Source organism: Nonlabens sp. Asnod3-H03 (assembly GCF_045063665.1).
GTDB lineage: Bacteria > Bacteroidota > Bacteroidia > Flavobacteriales > Flavobacteriaceae > Nonlabens > Nonlabens ulvanivorans.
Window position 1 is genome coordinate 1,422,781 of the sequence record NZ_JBEFOD010000008.1, and the last position, 17,291, is coordinate 1,440,071.

Here is a 17,291-nt window from a genome sequence, read left to right on the forward strand (position 1 = left end):
AACTTTTTTTCGGCATCTGTTCTATTTAGATAAATCCATAAAAGTTATTGTCACACTGAGCTTGTCGAAGTGTGATAAACGAAAATCATAACAGGATACAATTCATCTTCGACAAGCTCAGATTGACATATTGTAATATGATTAACTATGGTCAATCTAATACATAATCGATTCGCTCAGTAATAACCTAAATATTAGTTCGAGCGAAAGTCGAGAATGAATCATAAATAATGGTTCAATGTAATATGCAATATGTCAATCCGGTGCAGAGCGAATTCGGTAATGACAACCGCAATGATTTATTAAAACTTTATGAATGTAGTTAGTTAGCGGGTTTTTTCTTTTATTTGTAGGAAATAATTGATTATGAGAAAACTAATATTTCTAATTGCCTTGTCTTGTTCATTTTATGTTGTTGGGCAGAATATCAATATTCCAGATGTAAGATTTAAAAATTATCTAATTTCCGCTGATAATCTCGTTGATTCAGATAACGATGGTTTAACGGATACTGATGCGGATTTAAATAACGATGGTGAAATAGATCAAAATGAGGCACAACAAGTGGTATATATAGATTTAGGTAATACCACATCTTCAAATGGAGCAGGAGCAACGCATACAGTATCAAATCTTGAAGGACTACAGTTCTTTTCTAATCTAGAAGTTTTATATTTAAAAGATGTTATTGCTACAGTTGTACCGATCTTAAATTCTACTTCATTAAGGACTTTACATATTAAAAATAATTCTATAACTACTATTGATTTGTCAAACCTTACAAGCCTAGCTTCATTAAATTTATATAATACAAATATTTCAAGTTTGGATTTATCAATGAATGTGAATCTAGAATATCTGTATATAGGTAACGTTCCGTTAACCAGTTTAACAGGGCTAAGCGGTCAGCCTCTGCATTCATTGTACATTGAAGAAACGGAATTAACCACACTACAATTAGACAACATTGATGACTCACTTTTTAATGATCAGTATTCTTATAATAGTCATAATATAAATGACAATCCATTTTTAACTAGTATTGTAATAACTAATAGTGTTTTAAGTCACGTCACTGTTTCATATAATGATGCTCTTAATTTAATAGACACAAGTAATAGTAATATTTACTATTTAAAATCTTTTTTTAACAATACTTTGAATACAATTAACATAACTAATTCCTCATTATATGGGTTCGCGGCAGGTAATAATCCGGTCTTAAGCACTATCAATCATTCAAATTCGGAATTTAGGCAAATTATTTTATCTTATAATAATATTTATTTTCTTGATTTTGAGAACGTAGTTAATCTTGAAGATGTAAGGATTTTTAGTAATACACTGAGAGAGCTGAACTTGAACAATAATTCATCTTTAAATGACATAGAAATTGTTGGTAATTTTCAGAGGTTGTTCTTGCAAAATACGGAATTTTCTCATTTCAATCTTTCTTTGAGTAACAATAATTTATCTAGATATATATGTGTTTCAAATGATATTTTTAATTTATACTTAATAAATACAGAAATTACCCAGCAAGGAATTACAAATATCGTTGTTAATGACTATTGTTCTTTTGGAGCTGGTGGAGTTACAAGCGAAATTAATGGAACCTTAATTTTTGATGATAATAATGATGGATGCGATGTAATGGATCCGTCATTTACTAACTTGGTTTTAAATGCTACTGATGGAAATGTTTCAGGCTTTATTTCCACAAATTCAGATGGTGATTATATAATTCCTGTCACTGACGGGCAGCACACCATCACACCAAACCCAGAAAACCCATCCTACTGGAATTTCTCACCATCAAACGTAGTCGTAGATTTCCCAACCATAACCAGTCCATTCACTCAAGACTTTTGCGTCACTGCAAATGGAACAGTTGAAGACCTAGAAGTGATTGTTGTACCATTAGAACAAGCAAGACCAGGATTTGACACAGATTATAAAGTGATTGTAAAAAATAAAGGAAATCAAACAGCAAGCGGTTCTGTTACTCTAGACTTTGAAGAAGACTTTATGACTTTAGGTTCCACTAATCCTACGGCTAGTCAACCAGCAACTAATCAGTTGAGTTGGTCATTTAGTAATCTACAGCCATTTCAAATGGAAGAGTATGAGTTCACGATGACTATAAATACACCTACTCAAGCTACCAATCCGCTAAATGGTGGCGACATTCTAACTTTTACAGGAACGGTTACAGGAACTGGAACAGACATTATGCCAGCAGATAATGTGATGGTATTTGATCAAACCGTAGTTAATAGTTATGATCCAAATGATAAAACTTGTTTAGAAGGAGAAACCATCGATCCAGCATATGTTGGTGAGTATGTGCATTATATGATTCGTTTTGAGAATACAGGAACAGCAAGTGCTGTGAATATTGTAGTAAAAGATGAAATAGACTTAACCCAATTTGATATCTCGACGTTGATTCCCCTAGGTGGTAGTCATGATTATTACACGAGAATTAGAGAAGGAAATATAGTCGAGTTTATCCATGAGAATATCAATCTGGATTTTAATGATGCGACCAATGATGGGTATGTTTTGTTTAAAATCAAAACATTGAGCAGTTTAACGGCTGGAGATACTTTTGATAACACCGCAGAGATTTTCTTTGACTTCAATTTCCCGATCATCACCAATACTGAAACGGTAACGGTAATGAGCACGGCAAGCGTAGGAGAATCTACAGACAGTTCTATAAAAGTATATCCTAACCCTGCGAAAAGCTTCATCAATTTATCTGCTTCAAATAGCCTTGAAAGCGTGACGATTATGGATATAAACGGTAGAACTTTATCCCAAACCAATTTTACAGGAAATTCAACTGATCAACGTGTTTCTATAGAAAACTTAAGCTCTGGTATTTACTTTGTTACTATTCAAAGTGACCTAGGACAAAAGGTAGAGAAGTTGGTTGTGGAGTAAACCCAAATCATCTCATTATTTCTAAAAGCGCAAACCTATTGGTTTGCGCTTATTTATTTAAAAACTGTTCTATTGAACTTGTTTCGGTATTGTTATGTAGTCGGACTGTATTTGATCATTAAAATTTCAAATCTCTGCAGTATTGATAATTGTAGGAAAGGAAAGCTTGTTATTGTTTAATTTTTAAACTTAGACGCAACCTTTTGTAAGAATCCACATCTATTTCATAAACCAATGATATGAAAAATTTACTGCTACTCTCACTTATATTACTTATTAGTTTAACCGCTACAAGTCAAATCATCAATGTTCCAGATCCTGTTTTTAAAGCTCAACTATTGACTTATGGGAATGTTCACGATGGACCTGTCACTTTCCATTCTGCAAATGTGATTGATATAGATAGCAATGGTGATGGAGAAATTCAAGTTAGTGAAGCTCAAAATGTATATGGAATTACTATAAATGATGATGCAATTTTAGACATTACAGGAATTGAACTCTTTCCAAATTTAAATACTTTATCAATTGCATCTGCAGGTGTCACAAGTATTAGTTTAGATAATCTTTTAAATTTAAGAGAGGTATATTTAAACTGTCCTAATGCATCTGTTCTATCGATGAATAATGTAAATAATCTGCTTTCTCTCAAATCTTATTGCAATCTTAGCACATTTAATGTATCCCAATTTCCTTTATTAAATACTTTGATTTTAGCTGGTAATAATCTTACCAGTATTGATTTTTCATCTAATCCACTATTACGCTATGTTACTTTGTCCCACAGCCCTTTATCTAGTGTGATTTTTGATAATAATCCAGATCTAATAGAACTTCAAATTGGTAATACGTTATTAACAGAAATTGATTTGAGTAGGGCTAGCATGAATATGTATGCACACAGATATGATCTAAGGAATAATCCCAACCTGACTTATATTAATGCCAAAAACGGTCTGGCAGGAATGGTATTTTTTTCAGAAGTTCCTGGTGAAATAGTCAAAGTTTGTGTGGATGAAGGTGTTGATTATAACTTTACAGCTAATCTTTATAATGGTAATCCGAATGTTGTGGTTTCAACATATTGTAGTTTTTTTGGTGCTGGCCATATCAACGAAATACAGGGCAATATTTCTATGGATGTAGACAACAATGGTTGTGACCCAACAGATCCGTTAATTTCGAATTTTAACTTTGCAGTTACTGATGGAACTATAACCGAAACTATATCTTCAAATCAGTTAGGTCAGTATTCTGTTTACGTTCTAGATAGTCAGTATATTATGACCCCAAACCCAGAAAACCCAACATACTGGAATTTCTCACCACCCAACATAGTGGTAAATTTTCCAGCTCAAACCAGTCCATTTACTCAAGACTTCTGTGTTACTGCAAATGGGACAATTGAAGACTTAGAAATATTCGTTTTACCATTAGAACAAGCAAGACCAGGTCACGATACAGACTACAAAGTAGTAATTAAGAACAAAGGAAATGTAACATCAAGTGGCTCTGTTACTCTAGATTTTGAAGAAGATTTTATGACATTACTTTCCACTAATCCAAATGCTGGAAACACACCTAGTAATCAGTTGAGTTGGTCTTTTAGCAATTTGCAACCATTCCAAATGGAAGAGTATGAGTTCACAATGACATTGAATACGCCTACGGCAACTGTCAATCCTTTAAATGGTGGAGATATGCTCACTTTTACTGGAACAGTTACAGGAACTGGAACAGACGCCATGCCGGCAGATAATGTGATGGTATTTGATCAAACAGTTGTCAATTCTTATGATCCAAATGATAAAACCTGTCTAGAAGGAGAAACCATTGACCCAGCAGATGTTGGTCAGTACGTTCATTACATGATTCGTTTTGAGAATACAGGAACGGCAAGTGCTGTGAATATTGTAGTAAAAGATGAAATTGACTTAACCCAATTTGATATCTCGACGTTGATTCCCCTAGGTGGTAGTCATGATTATTATACGAGAATTAGGGAAGGAAATGTGGTAGAATTTATTCATGAAGACATCAATCTGGATTTTAATGATGCGACCAATGACGGGTATGTTTTGTTTAAAATCAAAACATTGAGCAGTTTAACGGCTGGAGATACTTTTGATAACACCGCAGAGATTTTCTTTGACTTCAATTTCCCGATCATCACCAATACTGAAACGGTAACGGTAATGAGCACGGCAAGCGTAAAAGAATCTACAGACAGTTCTATAAAAGTATATCCTAACCCTGCGAAAAGCTTCATCAATTTATCTACTTCAAATAGCCTTGAAAGCGTGACGATTATGGATATAAACGGTAGAACTTTATCACAAACCAATTTTACTGGAAATTCAACAGATCAACGTGTTTCTCTAGAAAACTTAAGCTCTGGAATTTACTTTGTTACTATTCAAAGTGACCTAGGACAAAAGGTAGAGAAGTTGATTGTGGAGTAAACCCAAATCATCTCATTATTTCTAAAAGCGCAAACCTATTGGTTTGCGCTTTTTTGATAATATTTTTCTAAATAAAATGCTGCATAAATAGACTTAAAAAACAACTCTTTTAAATTATAACGCAACCCATTGTAAGAAATTGCATCTTAATTAAAACCACTAACTATGAAAAATTTATTACTCTTACTTTCGCTACTACTCTTATCTAATTATGCAACATCTCAAAATCACGGTAGATTTTGGTATTTTGGTCAGAATGCTGGATTAGACTTTTCTACTTCGCCGCCTACAGCATTAAATAATGGTCAACTAGATACTTTTGAAAGTTGTAGTACTATAAGTGATGATCTTGGAAATTTATTATTTTATACAGATGGTTCAAACGTCTGGAATGCAAATCACGTTTTAATGACTAATGGAACAGGTCTTAATGGAAATGCATCTGCTGCACAGCAGCTTATAGTTAGAAACCGAGTAACCACTAATGAATTTTATATTCTATCAGTAAGTAGTGCTAATGGATTATCCTATAGCATAGTTGATATGCTTATGGATAATGGTTTGGGAGATATAGATCCTAATAGAAAAAACATTCTTATGAACCCAAATGCTCGTGAGAAAGTAACTGCATATATCAATCCTAGTGTAAACCTTAATTGGATCATAACATTTGATGCTGGTGTCTATTATGCTCATCGTCTACAAAACGGAGTTATAGATATATTAAATCCTGTAGTTTCCACATTAACAACTACATCAGTTTTAACAGATGCTCGTGGAATGTTAAAATTATCACCTGACGGAAACAAGATAGTTAATACAAGTATAGGTAACGCTGGTTCTGCATATTTAGCAGATTTTAATACACTTACTGGGCAAGTCTCAAACCCTATCGGGTTGTCTAGTTCATCAAATTTAAATCGTTTCTACGGTGCAGAGTTTTCTCCTGATTCTAGACTCGTATATTTAAATGCTAACATTGCAGATACAGGAAACGGTTGCGGTCAAGCAAATGTCAGAGAAATTTTTCAGTATGAAATTAATGGATCTTCGGGATGGAACTCAAATCCTATTGAGTTAGGTGGATCTAATAATGGTGTTTCTGGAAGAGGTTCATTACAATTAGCTCCAGACGGCAAGATATATTTTGCAAGAACTTGTAAACCATGGTTAGGTGTCATATTAAATCCTACGGTTATAGGTACTGGAGCTACTTATATAGATAATGGTGTTGCACTAGATCAAGCAACTAATTCTAGAGAAGGCTTACCTAATATAGCAACTCAACCATATAGTGGCACGTTTAATACCATTAAAGGGACTATAAGACTTGATCTTGATGGGAATGGCTGTACAGTTGCAGATCCTGAAGTTCCTAATACACTATTTACAATTACATCTACTAATTTTAATTCCTATTCATTTAGTAATAGTTCTGGGGAATATTTAAGTACTGTTCCTAATGGATCATTTACAGTGGCTCCATTATCTCAGTATATTAACAACTGGACTTTGACTCCTCCTAATTTTACAGTAAATTTTCCGACTCAAGCAAGTCCTTTTACTCAAGACTTTTGTCTTACACCTAATGGAGTGGTTGAGGATCTCGAAGTTGCGGTGATACCATTACAGCAAGCCCGACCAGGATTCTATACAGATTATAAGGTTGTAATTAATAATAAAGGAAATCAAACAGCGAGTGGTTCTGTTACTCTAGATTTTGAAGAAGATTTTATGACATTGATTTCTACTAATCCCAATGCTGGAAATACACCAAGTAATCAGTTGAGTTGGTCTTTTAGCAATTTGCAACCATTCCAAATGGAAGAGTATGAGTTTACGATGATGTTAAATACACCTACGCATCCTACAAATCCCTTGAATTTTGGAGATATACTTATTTTTACTGGAATAGTTACTGGAACAGGTTCTGATATCACTCCTGCAGATAATACGATGGTGTTAGATCAAATCGCTGTTAACAGTTATGATCCTAATGATAAAATTTGTCTAGAAGGAGAAACCATCGATCCAGCAGATATAGGTGAATATGTACACTATATGATTCGTTTTGAGAATATAGGAACAGCAAGTGCTGTGAATGTTGTTATTAAAGATGAAATAAATTTAGCGCAATTTGATATTTCAACACTAGCTCCTATTTCAAGCAGTCACGAATATTATACTAACATTAAAGATGGAAACCTAGTAGAGTTTGTCTTTGAAGACATAAACCTAGATTTTAATGATGCAACTAATGACGGATATGTATTGTTCAAGATTAAAACAATAAATACACTAGTGGCTGGAGATACTTTTGATAACACCGCAGAGATTTTCTTTGACTTCAATTTCCCGATCATCACCAATACTGAAACGGTAACGGTAATGAGCACAGCAAGCGTAGGAGAATCTATAGACAGTTCTATAAAAGTATATCCTAATCCTGCGAAAAGCTTCATCAATTTATCTGCTTCAAATAGCCTTGAAAGCGTGACGATTATGGATATAAACGGTAGAACATTATCACAAACCAACTTTACTGGAAATGCAACAGAGCAACGCATTTCTTTAGAAAACCTAAGCTCTGGGATTTACTTTGTTACTATTCAAAGTGACCTAGGACAAAAGGTAGAGAAGTTGGTTGTGGAGTAAACCCAAATCATCTCATTATTTCTAAAAGCGCAAACCTATTGGTTTGCGCTTTTTTAATTTAAGAATAGAATGTTAATGTTTTCTAAAAAATAAGTTCATTCAATCTCAATTCAAATATTCTTCTTTTCTTGTAGGAAATAATTGATTATGAAAGGATTGATACTCGTTGTGTTATTATTATTTACATCATTCTCTTTTTCTCAAAATATTCAATTTTCTGATCCTGATCTTTTAACTTACTTAACAACTAGACTTTGTGTAGATACCAATGCTGATGGTATCTCTGACTCGAATGCAGACTTTAATAATGATGGACAAATTCAGTTAAATGAAGCTCAACAAGTTTTGAGGTTCTCTTTTAATACATTAGCTCATGGGATTCAAGATTTGGGAGGATTTGAAAACTTTGTCAATTTAGAAGAATTAGAAGTAACAACTATTCAAGTAAACTCATTAGATTTAAGCATATGGCAGTCATTAAGATCTATCAAATTATCTTCATCAATCGATAGTTTTAATTTTAACAACCCAGCTTTGACGAATTTTGAGTTACAAAATGTTGGTTTTAATAATCCTCTTTTTGATTTGACTAATCTGCCTAATTTGGAGTATGTGAGAGTTCAAAGCAGTCACTTAACAGATAATTTGATCTTCGGAGTTCACAATAATCTTACTGAATTAAATATTGCCGCTGGAACTTTTTCTACACTTAATTTGTCATCAATGCCGTCGCTTGAGTATTTAAGTATTAGTGAATTTGTAGGTTCGTCACTAGATTTAACAAATTGTGCAGTCTTAAAAGAGTTTTCATTTAGATATACCAATAATTTAAATAATGTTACTGGGATTGATTCTTCGCCACTATTAGAGAAAATAGATTTTATTCAAGATAATTCTCATAATACACCTTCTAATCTAGATTTAAATTTTAACAATCAAAGTTTAAAATCAGTTTTGATTCGCGGTGCAAAGAATATTTCAATAGACAATAATATAGCAGATATCGGTTCTCTAGACTTATATTTTATTAATGATAGTATAAGTGTAAAGAATAGCAATTTTAATTATGTGAATAGTTCTTTAGATGCAACTCTTCAGATTTCAGGAATTGATTCTAATCAGATTTTTCTTGAAAACTTAATGGGATTGAAATTTTTGAGAATGCAGAATGTTATCACATCAGTTCCTTTGGATTTATCTAATGTTCACACAGAAAATATAAATCTAGGTGCTTGTTCAATTTCTGAATTGAATTTAAAAAATGGTGATGTTCTTCAATATTTCTATAGTGGTTTTGGCACGGATATTCAATTCATTTGTGTCGATAACGAAGAGATGGAAATAGTTCAAAATGGATATTCAAATTCTCTTTTGCCAGCTGTAATTCATCCCTATTGTACTTTTGTGCTAGGCGGTGATTATTACGAGATAAGAGGAAGTGTGCTTTTAGATATAGGCTCAGGTTGTGTCACAAATTCCAATCTTTCTACCATTGATGTAAAGTTTACTGTTACAGATGGTATTTCAACAGATGTATTTTACCCTGATAGTTCAAATCAATATTCTTATACATTACCAGAAGGAGCTCATATTCTGAATACTGAGGTTATAGGAACGAATCACTGGATGATCAATCCCCAAAGTACTAGCCTTAATTTCCCAACCCAAGCCAGCCCATTCACTCAAGATTTTTGTGTTACCGCAAATGGAACTATAGAAGATCTAGAAGTAATCGTTGTACCAATAGAGCAAGCCCGACCAGGATTTGATACTGACTATAAAGTAGTCGTTAAGAATAAAGGAAATGTAACTTCAAGTGGTTCTGTAACTCTAGACTTTGAAGAAGATTTTATGACATTACTTTCCACTAATCCAAATGCTGGAAGCACACCTAGTAATCAGTTGAGTTGGTCTTTTAGCAATTTGCAACCATTCCAAATGGAAGAGTATGAGTTCACAATGACATTGAATACGCCTACGGCAACTATCAATCCTTTAAATGGTGGTGACATCCTAACTTTTACTGGAACGGTTACAGGAACTGGAACAGACGCCATGCCGGCAGATAATGTGATGGTTTTTGATCAAACAGTTGTCAATTCTTATGATCCTAATGACAAGACCTGTCTAGAAGGTGAGACCATAGACCCAGCAGATGTTGGTGAGTATGTTCATTATATGATCCGTTTTGAGAATACAGGAACAGCAAGTGCTGTGAATATTGTGGTTAAGGATGAAATTGATTTGACTCAATTTGATATCTCGACGTTGATTCCCCTAGGTGGTAGTCATGATTATTACACGAGAATTAGGGAAGGAAATGTGGTAGAATTTATTCATGAAGACATTAATCTGGATTTTAATGATGCGACTAACGATGGTTATGTATTATTTAAAATCAAGACACTAAATACTCTGTTAGCAGGAGATACTTTTGATAACACTGCAGAGATTTTCTTTGACTTTAATTTCCCGATCATCACCAATACCGAAACGGTAACGGTAATGAGCACAGCAAGCGTAGGAGAATCTACAGACAGTTCTATAAAAGTATATCCTAACCCTGCGAAAAGCTTCATCAATTTATCTGCTTCAAATAGCCTTGAAAGCGTGACGATTATGGATATAAACGGTAGAACATTATCACAAACTAATTTTACTGGAAATTCAACTGATCAAAGTATTTCTCTAGAAAACTTAAGCTCTGGAATTTACTTTGTTACTATTCAAAGTGACCTAGGACAAAAGGTAAAGAAGTTGGTTGTGGAATAATATTTATTCTATAATAATTTAAAAAAAGTCTCTCGTGAACTAGAGGCCTTTTCTGTATTAATCCTTTTAATAGAAGGTTTCTAAAACTTAAAGAAAACTTAAAGTAATGATGAAGACATACATAAGAGTACAGTAATTATATATTTGCTTTTTACCTTTAAAATTATAGTTTGAAGTCTACTTATTCACTCATATTCTTTGCTTTATTCAGTTCAATAATCTTTGCTCAAGATAGTATTCCTACTGCTCAAAGTACGAACTGGGCATCATGGGGAAGAGTAAGTTTTTTATTTAATCAAAGTGCTTTTAATGACGACTGGCAAGGTGGTGGAGTTACTAATGTATCAGGTAACCTAGGGATCAGTTATGACATGCAATACAAGCGTAAGAAGTTATCGTGGGATACTAAATTAATTAGTGATTTTGGTCTTTCTCAGGTAAAAGATCAGCGCTACTTGCGCAAGACGACTGATCGTCTAGAATTGAATAGTATACTAGGTAATCAAATTAAACAGAGCTACTGGAATTATAGTACGATTTTCAATTTTAGATCACAATTTATTTCTGGATATGAATTCTTTACAGAAGAAGAAACAGGTGACGATGGCGTTACCAGATCTATTCAAAAGCGACGCGAGACCTCAGGCGGTTTTTCACCTTCATATTTTCAATTAGGTTTAGGTTTTTTATGGAAAAAATCTAAAAACTTCAATTTCAACATCGCACCTGCTACTACTAGATTAATAACCGTATCATCTAGCTTCACTGACGTCGATATCAATGATCCAGATGCGGTTGATGACTACACACCATTTTTTGGGGTAGAGGCTAATAAAACAGCTAGATGGGAAGTAGGAGCCTCTTTCCGTGGTTACACAAAATTTGAGGTTGCCAAAAATATACAAATGGAAAATGTAATAAGTTTATATAGTGACTATCTAGCAGATCCAGAGAATATTGATATCGATTATAACCTCAATCTTTTTCTAAAGGTCAATAAATACATCAGTGGAAACTTTGAGTTTCAGGCGATATATGATGATAATACAACCAGAGGTTTTCAAATTAGACAGGTCATCGGTCTTGGTTTTAAATATGATCTAGGAGAACGTCCTACTAAAAAAGCTTAGTTTATATTATATATATATTCAGAATAGCTTTTCTCAGATACGCTTTCGCGAAAGCATACTTATAATACCTTACTGCTTTATTTAAATCAATTACTTATTAAAAACGTTTTTAGCCTGATTTTTTATCTGATTATACATTCTTAACAGAAATTTACCGTGGCCAATTATGTTAAATCATTGAACTTTTATCAATTTGCAATCTATTAAGAACTTAAGGTCTTATACCGTCAATAATTGCAAGAAAAAGAATTAAAATCCACAAATAAACCACGATATAGATGGCTGCGCAGATTTGCACGCACCATGTTAGGAATACTTATTTTCCTCATTTTATTGCTGCTGTTCATACGCAGTCCATGGGGACAAAGTATCATTGTAGGACAGGTAATCGATTTTGTGAAAGGCAAAACAGGAACTGAAATCCAGTTAGATCGTGCCTTCATCACTTTTGATGGTAATATTCAAGTTGATGGCTTATATATGGGTGATGTTAACAATGACACACTAGTGTATTCTCGTAGCTTAGAAGCTGACATGGCATTATGGCCATTGATAAATGGTACCGGTATATATTTAGATTATCTTAAATGGAATGGTCTTACAGCTAGAGTTGTTAGAAAAGATTCTATTGAAGGTTTTAATTATCAGTTTTTAATGGATGCGTTTGCTACCGCACCAGATACAACGGCTAGTCAACCATTAAATCTTAATATAGGGAATATCGTTCTTACAAATTTTGATGTTATTTACAAAGATCAAGTAGGTGAGATGGATGCAACTGCAATCTTTGATGAGATAATTCTAGAAATGAATGAACTAGATCTAGAGCGCATGGTAGTTGACATTGAAAACCTGTCACTTAAAAATGCCATCATCAATTATGAGCAAGATGTAGTTACCTCATTTGCTAAATCTGAAAAAGATAATTTCCCTGAGCAAGATACGAACCTAGCAGAGGCCATTACAGATGATGCAAATGATTCTCCATTACCATTGTTATCAGCTCGTAATATACAATTGACAAATGTTGAATTAAATTACAATTCAAAACCAGAAGCCATTGTGCTGCAAACTCATTTTGGCGTTTTAGAATCATCTATTCCTAAGGCAGACGTTCAGAATAGTCAATATGTGGTAGATGGTGTGAAATTGCAGGATAGTCATATAGAATTATCTATGATTGAAATTGCAGATTCATCTCTACAATCAAACAATGAACCTATAGCAATTGAATGGCCAGATTTAAATGTTTCCTTAAATAAGTTAAATTTTAAAAACAACAGCTTTTTATATAGCCTAAATGGTGCGCAACCATCAACTACTCAATTATCGCCAGACGCAATTTCGTTGACAGATATTAATGTTGATTTACGCAATTTTAACCTTGCCGATAAAAGTGCGCGTGTAGTGTTAGATAATACTTCACTTAAGGAGTACTCTGGATTGACGGTTAATCAATTAAGTGGTGAAATTAATGTGACAGATAATGATTTGATTATAAAAGACTTAATAGCAAGAGTTAATAATAGTTCCATTGATGGATCAATTGGTTTAGCATACAATGGTATTGACCAGCTTGTTAATAATCCAGAATCATTGAAAGTAAACGCAACGATACCATCGTATATATTTGACTTAAAAGATCTTTATAGTTTCCAGCCTGATTTATCGAGTAATGTGTATATAAAGCAGCTTGCTAAACAACCGTTAAAAGGACGACTGACTGCTACTGGTAGCACTGAAAATTTAAAAATAGATCGCTTTACTTTAAATTGGGGACGCAATTCTGTAACCGCAAATGGTACTTTAACTCAAGTTACCGATGTAGATCAACTAACGTTTAACTTACCTAACATAAAAGTTGTTACCGATAGAAATTCATTGTTACCATTCATAAATGAAAAAGATCTAGGCATTACTTTACCACAAAAAGCACAGTTAACAGCAAATGTATCAGGTAATGTTAATAATGTGCAGGGAAAAGCAAATCTAATGACCAGTTATGGTTCAATGATAATCGATGGTGATTTCAAAAATGGTGAAAAAATTAAGTTTGACTCTAAATTATTTCTGGAAGAATTAGAGCTATCAAAAATGCTTTCCATGCCAGAATTGGGGAACTTAAGCTTACAACTTCAGACAAGTGGTAATGGTTCTAATGTCAATGATCTAGATGCTAGTATTGAAGGTACTATAACTAGCTTTGCTTACAACGACTATCCATTAACTAATATCCCGATTAAAGGAAGTATGAATAATGGAGCTGGGATAATTACTTCAAAATTTAAGGACGATAATATCAATATAGCGTTAGACGCAAATCTTAAATTGAACCAAAATGCAAATGATGTAAATGCCATTATCGATATCGCTGGAATAGATTTGAGAGCTTTCGGTATCACTTCTCAAAATGTAAAAGCTGCTGGTAAAGTAGAGATGTCTTATTCTGGTAATGAAGCTAGTTATAAAATTAATTCTACTGTAGAAGAAGGAATTGCTGTATTTGATGAACAGTCATATTTGTTAGGTACCTTAAGTATGGATGCCTTTGTAACCAACGATTCTACTTCTTTAAATGTGAATAACAAAATGCTAGATCTAGAATTGAGATCTAATGCAGATCCAGCAAATTTAACTGCAGCATTGCAACGCCATATAGATAGGTATTTAACGACCAATCAGGACATGGACACCTTACAACCGGTTGTAATGAAAATTAAAGGTAACATAAGACCAGCACCTATCTTACGTGATGTGATTTTACCACAATTACAATCCTTAGACACGATCAATATAGCAGTGGATTTTAATGAAAAAGAGCGTAAATTAGATAGTGATATTAAGGTAGATTATATCAAATATGCAGATAGCGAGATCGATAGTTTAGTGATTTCATCTCAGTCAGACGCTCAAAATTTACAATTTCAATTAGGATTTAAAAATATTGCTGCAGGACCTATAAATATTAAGCGCACAGCCTTGACAGGTATCGTTGCAGAGAATAAACTTAACCTAGATTTCACTTCTTATGATGATGATGAAAGATTAATTCACTTTGCGAGCACGCTTTCGCGAAAGCGTGATATCGATGGAATTGATAACCTTATATTTAATCTATCCATAGATGATTTAATTCTTAATAAACAACCGTGGACCATACCTGATTCTAATGAAATAGCAGTAGGTGAGCAACGATTGCTATTCAGTAATTTTAAATTAAGTAATGATAATCAAAGTATAGAATTAAGAAGCGATCGTCCTAATACGGATAAGGAACATATCGCTCTGTTGCTTAAGAACTTTAAGCTTCAAGGCTTATTAAGTTATTTAAATTCTGATGAGAAATTAGCAACCGGAACTGTTAATGGGGAATTTATACTTAATGATATTTATGGGGCGACAGGTATACTTGCTGATTTACAGATTAATGATTTACATGCGATGGAAGTACCTTTAGGTCAATTAAACCTAAATGCAAAATCATTAAATGGTTCACGTTATGATATGAATCTAGCTGTTAAAGGAGATGACGTTGATTTTGATCTTAGCGGTGATTATCAAGCCACAGATACTACAGCAAACCTGAACCTCGATTTAAATATCAGTAAAGTAAATATGTCGACCATTGCTGGGCTATCAGATGATTTTTTCAAGGATGGTAGTGGATCAATTAATGGTAATTTCAAAGTTACAGGTACAACAATTGACCCCAATTATAGTGGATCATTGAGATTTGATAATGCTAGTGTAAATGTCACGATGTTGGATACTAATTTTACTTTAAAAGATGAAAGAATAGCTGTGGATAATGCAGGTATTACTCTAAAAAAGTTGCGTATCGCAGACGCTCAAGGTGATATATTTACTGTTGATGGTAATATTGGTACTGAGAACTTATTAGTACCGACTTTTAATTTAAAATTAAAGGCTAAAGATTTCACTGCATTAAATAGTAGTGAAGAAGATAATGACCTGTATTATGGTCAGGCAACCTTTGACGCCAGTGCGGCTATAACTGGTAATCTTACGGTGCCAGTTATTAACTTAGATCTTACCGTTAAAGACGTTACAGATGTCACCTATGTTGTTCCAGCAACAGAGTTAGATGTGGTTCAACGTGATGGTATCGTACAATTTGTGAATAGGCAAAATCCCGATGCAATTTTAACGCAGACTGAAGAGGAATCTGCAACGCTTACAGGATTTGATATTACAGCAAATTTTAAAATAAGAGACGACGCAAAACTAAAGATTATCATTGATCCTAGTACAGGCGATAATTTACAAGTGGCTGGAAGTGGTGATCTTAAGTATAGAATGACACCTAACGGTAGAATGACGCTAACGGGACGATATGAAATCGATAGTGGTTACTATCAACTCAATTTATATGAGATAGTATCTAGAAGATTTGATCTAGCCAAAGGTGGTAGCGTTACTTGGTCTGGTGATCCATTTGATGCAAACCTAGATGTTAGTGCCATTTATAAGGTAGAAACTAGTGCCAGCGCTTTAATGGCGAGTCAAACTAGTGGTGCAGATTTGAGTACTAAGAATAGTTTCCGACAGCAATTACCTTTCTTAGTGTATTTAAATGTTGATGGTGAATTAATGCAGCCAGAGATCAGTTTTAAAATAGATTTACCAAATGATGAACAAGGTGCTGTGGGCGGTCAGGTATATGGTAGATTGCAACAACTCAACAGTCAGGATCAAGAATTAAATAAACAAGTTTTTTCTCTTCTCGTACTTAACCGATTTTTCCCTACCTCTGGTGCAGATGGAAGTAATGGCGGCACGGCAACTATTGCAAGAGATAATTTAAATCAAGCTTTAAGTGATCAATTGAATCAATATGGAGGTAAGCTATTGGGTAAGACCGGTATAGATTTTAGCTTTGGTGTAGATAGTTATACGGATTATCAAGGTGCCAGTTCTCAAGAACGTACACAGCTGGATGTCACAGCTAGCAAAAAATTACTGAATGATCGTCTGGTTGTGAGTGTAGGTAGCGAGGTGGATATTCAAGGATCTGCACAAGATGGTGAAGAAACTCCAGTGATAGGTAATGTGAGTATTGAGTATTTGTTATCTCAAACTGGTCAATGGCGTTTAAAGGGTTTTCGTAGAAATCAGTATGATAATGTCATCGACGGGCAGTTAATTGTTAGTGGTATATCATTAATATTCACTAGAGAGTTTAATGAATTCAAAAATTTATTTGCTAAAACAGTTCTTGAAGAAAATCAAAAGGCTCGAAAAGAGGAAGAAGAAGAGCAGCAAGAAGACATAAAATCATCAGAATCAAATAATAAGTAAATCA

Annotated in this window: 6 protein-coding genes; all 6 read left to right on the forward strand. The window is 33.7% G+C overall.

The window, feature by feature from the left end:
- The first annotated feature begins 366 nt into the window (after positions 1–366).
- The 6 genes from ACJJVI_RS09655 (at position 367) to ACJJVI_RS09680 (ending at position 17,287) form a co-directional block, all read left to right on the forward strand.
- A complete protein-coding gene (locus tag ACJJVI_RS09655; protein ID WP_405351666.1) occupies positions 367–2,949 on the forward strand; it encodes a T9SS type A sorting domain-containing protein in 2,583 nt (860 codons plus the stop codon).
- Between the two features lie 239 nt (positions 2,950–3,188).
- Positions 3,189–5,411 carry a T9SS type A sorting domain-containing protein gene (locus ACJJVI_RS09660; RefSeq protein WP_405351668.1) on the forward strand — a complete coding sequence of 741 codons (2,223 nt, stop codon included), beginning with the start codon at positions 3,189–3,191 and terminating at the stop codon, positions 5,409–5,411.
- Positions 5,412–5,576: 165 nt separating this feature from the next.
- Entirely contained in the window at positions 5,577–8,066 is a 2,490-nt protein-coding gene (locus ACJJVI_RS09665) for a T9SS type A sorting domain-containing protein (RefSeq protein WP_405351670.1), read from the forward strand.
- A gap of 147 nt (positions 8,067–8,213) precedes the next feature.
- Positions 8,214–10,838 carry a T9SS type A sorting domain-containing protein gene (locus ACJJVI_RS09670; protein ID WP_405351672.1) on the forward strand — a complete coding sequence of 875 codons (2,625 nt, stop codon included), beginning with the start codon at positions 8,214–8,216 and terminating at the stop codon, positions 10,836–10,838.
- 170 nt (positions 10,839–11,008) lie between these two features.
- Positions 11,009–11,968 carry a DUF3078 domain-containing protein gene (locus ACJJVI_RS09675; RefSeq protein WP_397299992.1) on the forward strand — a complete coding sequence of 320 codons (960 nt, stop codon included), beginning with the start codon at positions 11,009–11,011 and terminating at the stop codon, positions 11,966–11,968.
- A 234-nt stretch (positions 11,969–12,202) separates the two neighbouring features.
- Positions 12,203–17,287: a translocation/assembly module TamB domain-containing protein gene (locus tag ACJJVI_RS09680; protein WP_405351675.1), complete on the forward strand. Its 5,085-nt coding sequence runs from the start codon at positions 12,203–12,205 to the stop codon at positions 17,285–17,287.
- The last annotated feature ends 4 nt before the right edge of the window (positions 17,288–17,291 follow it).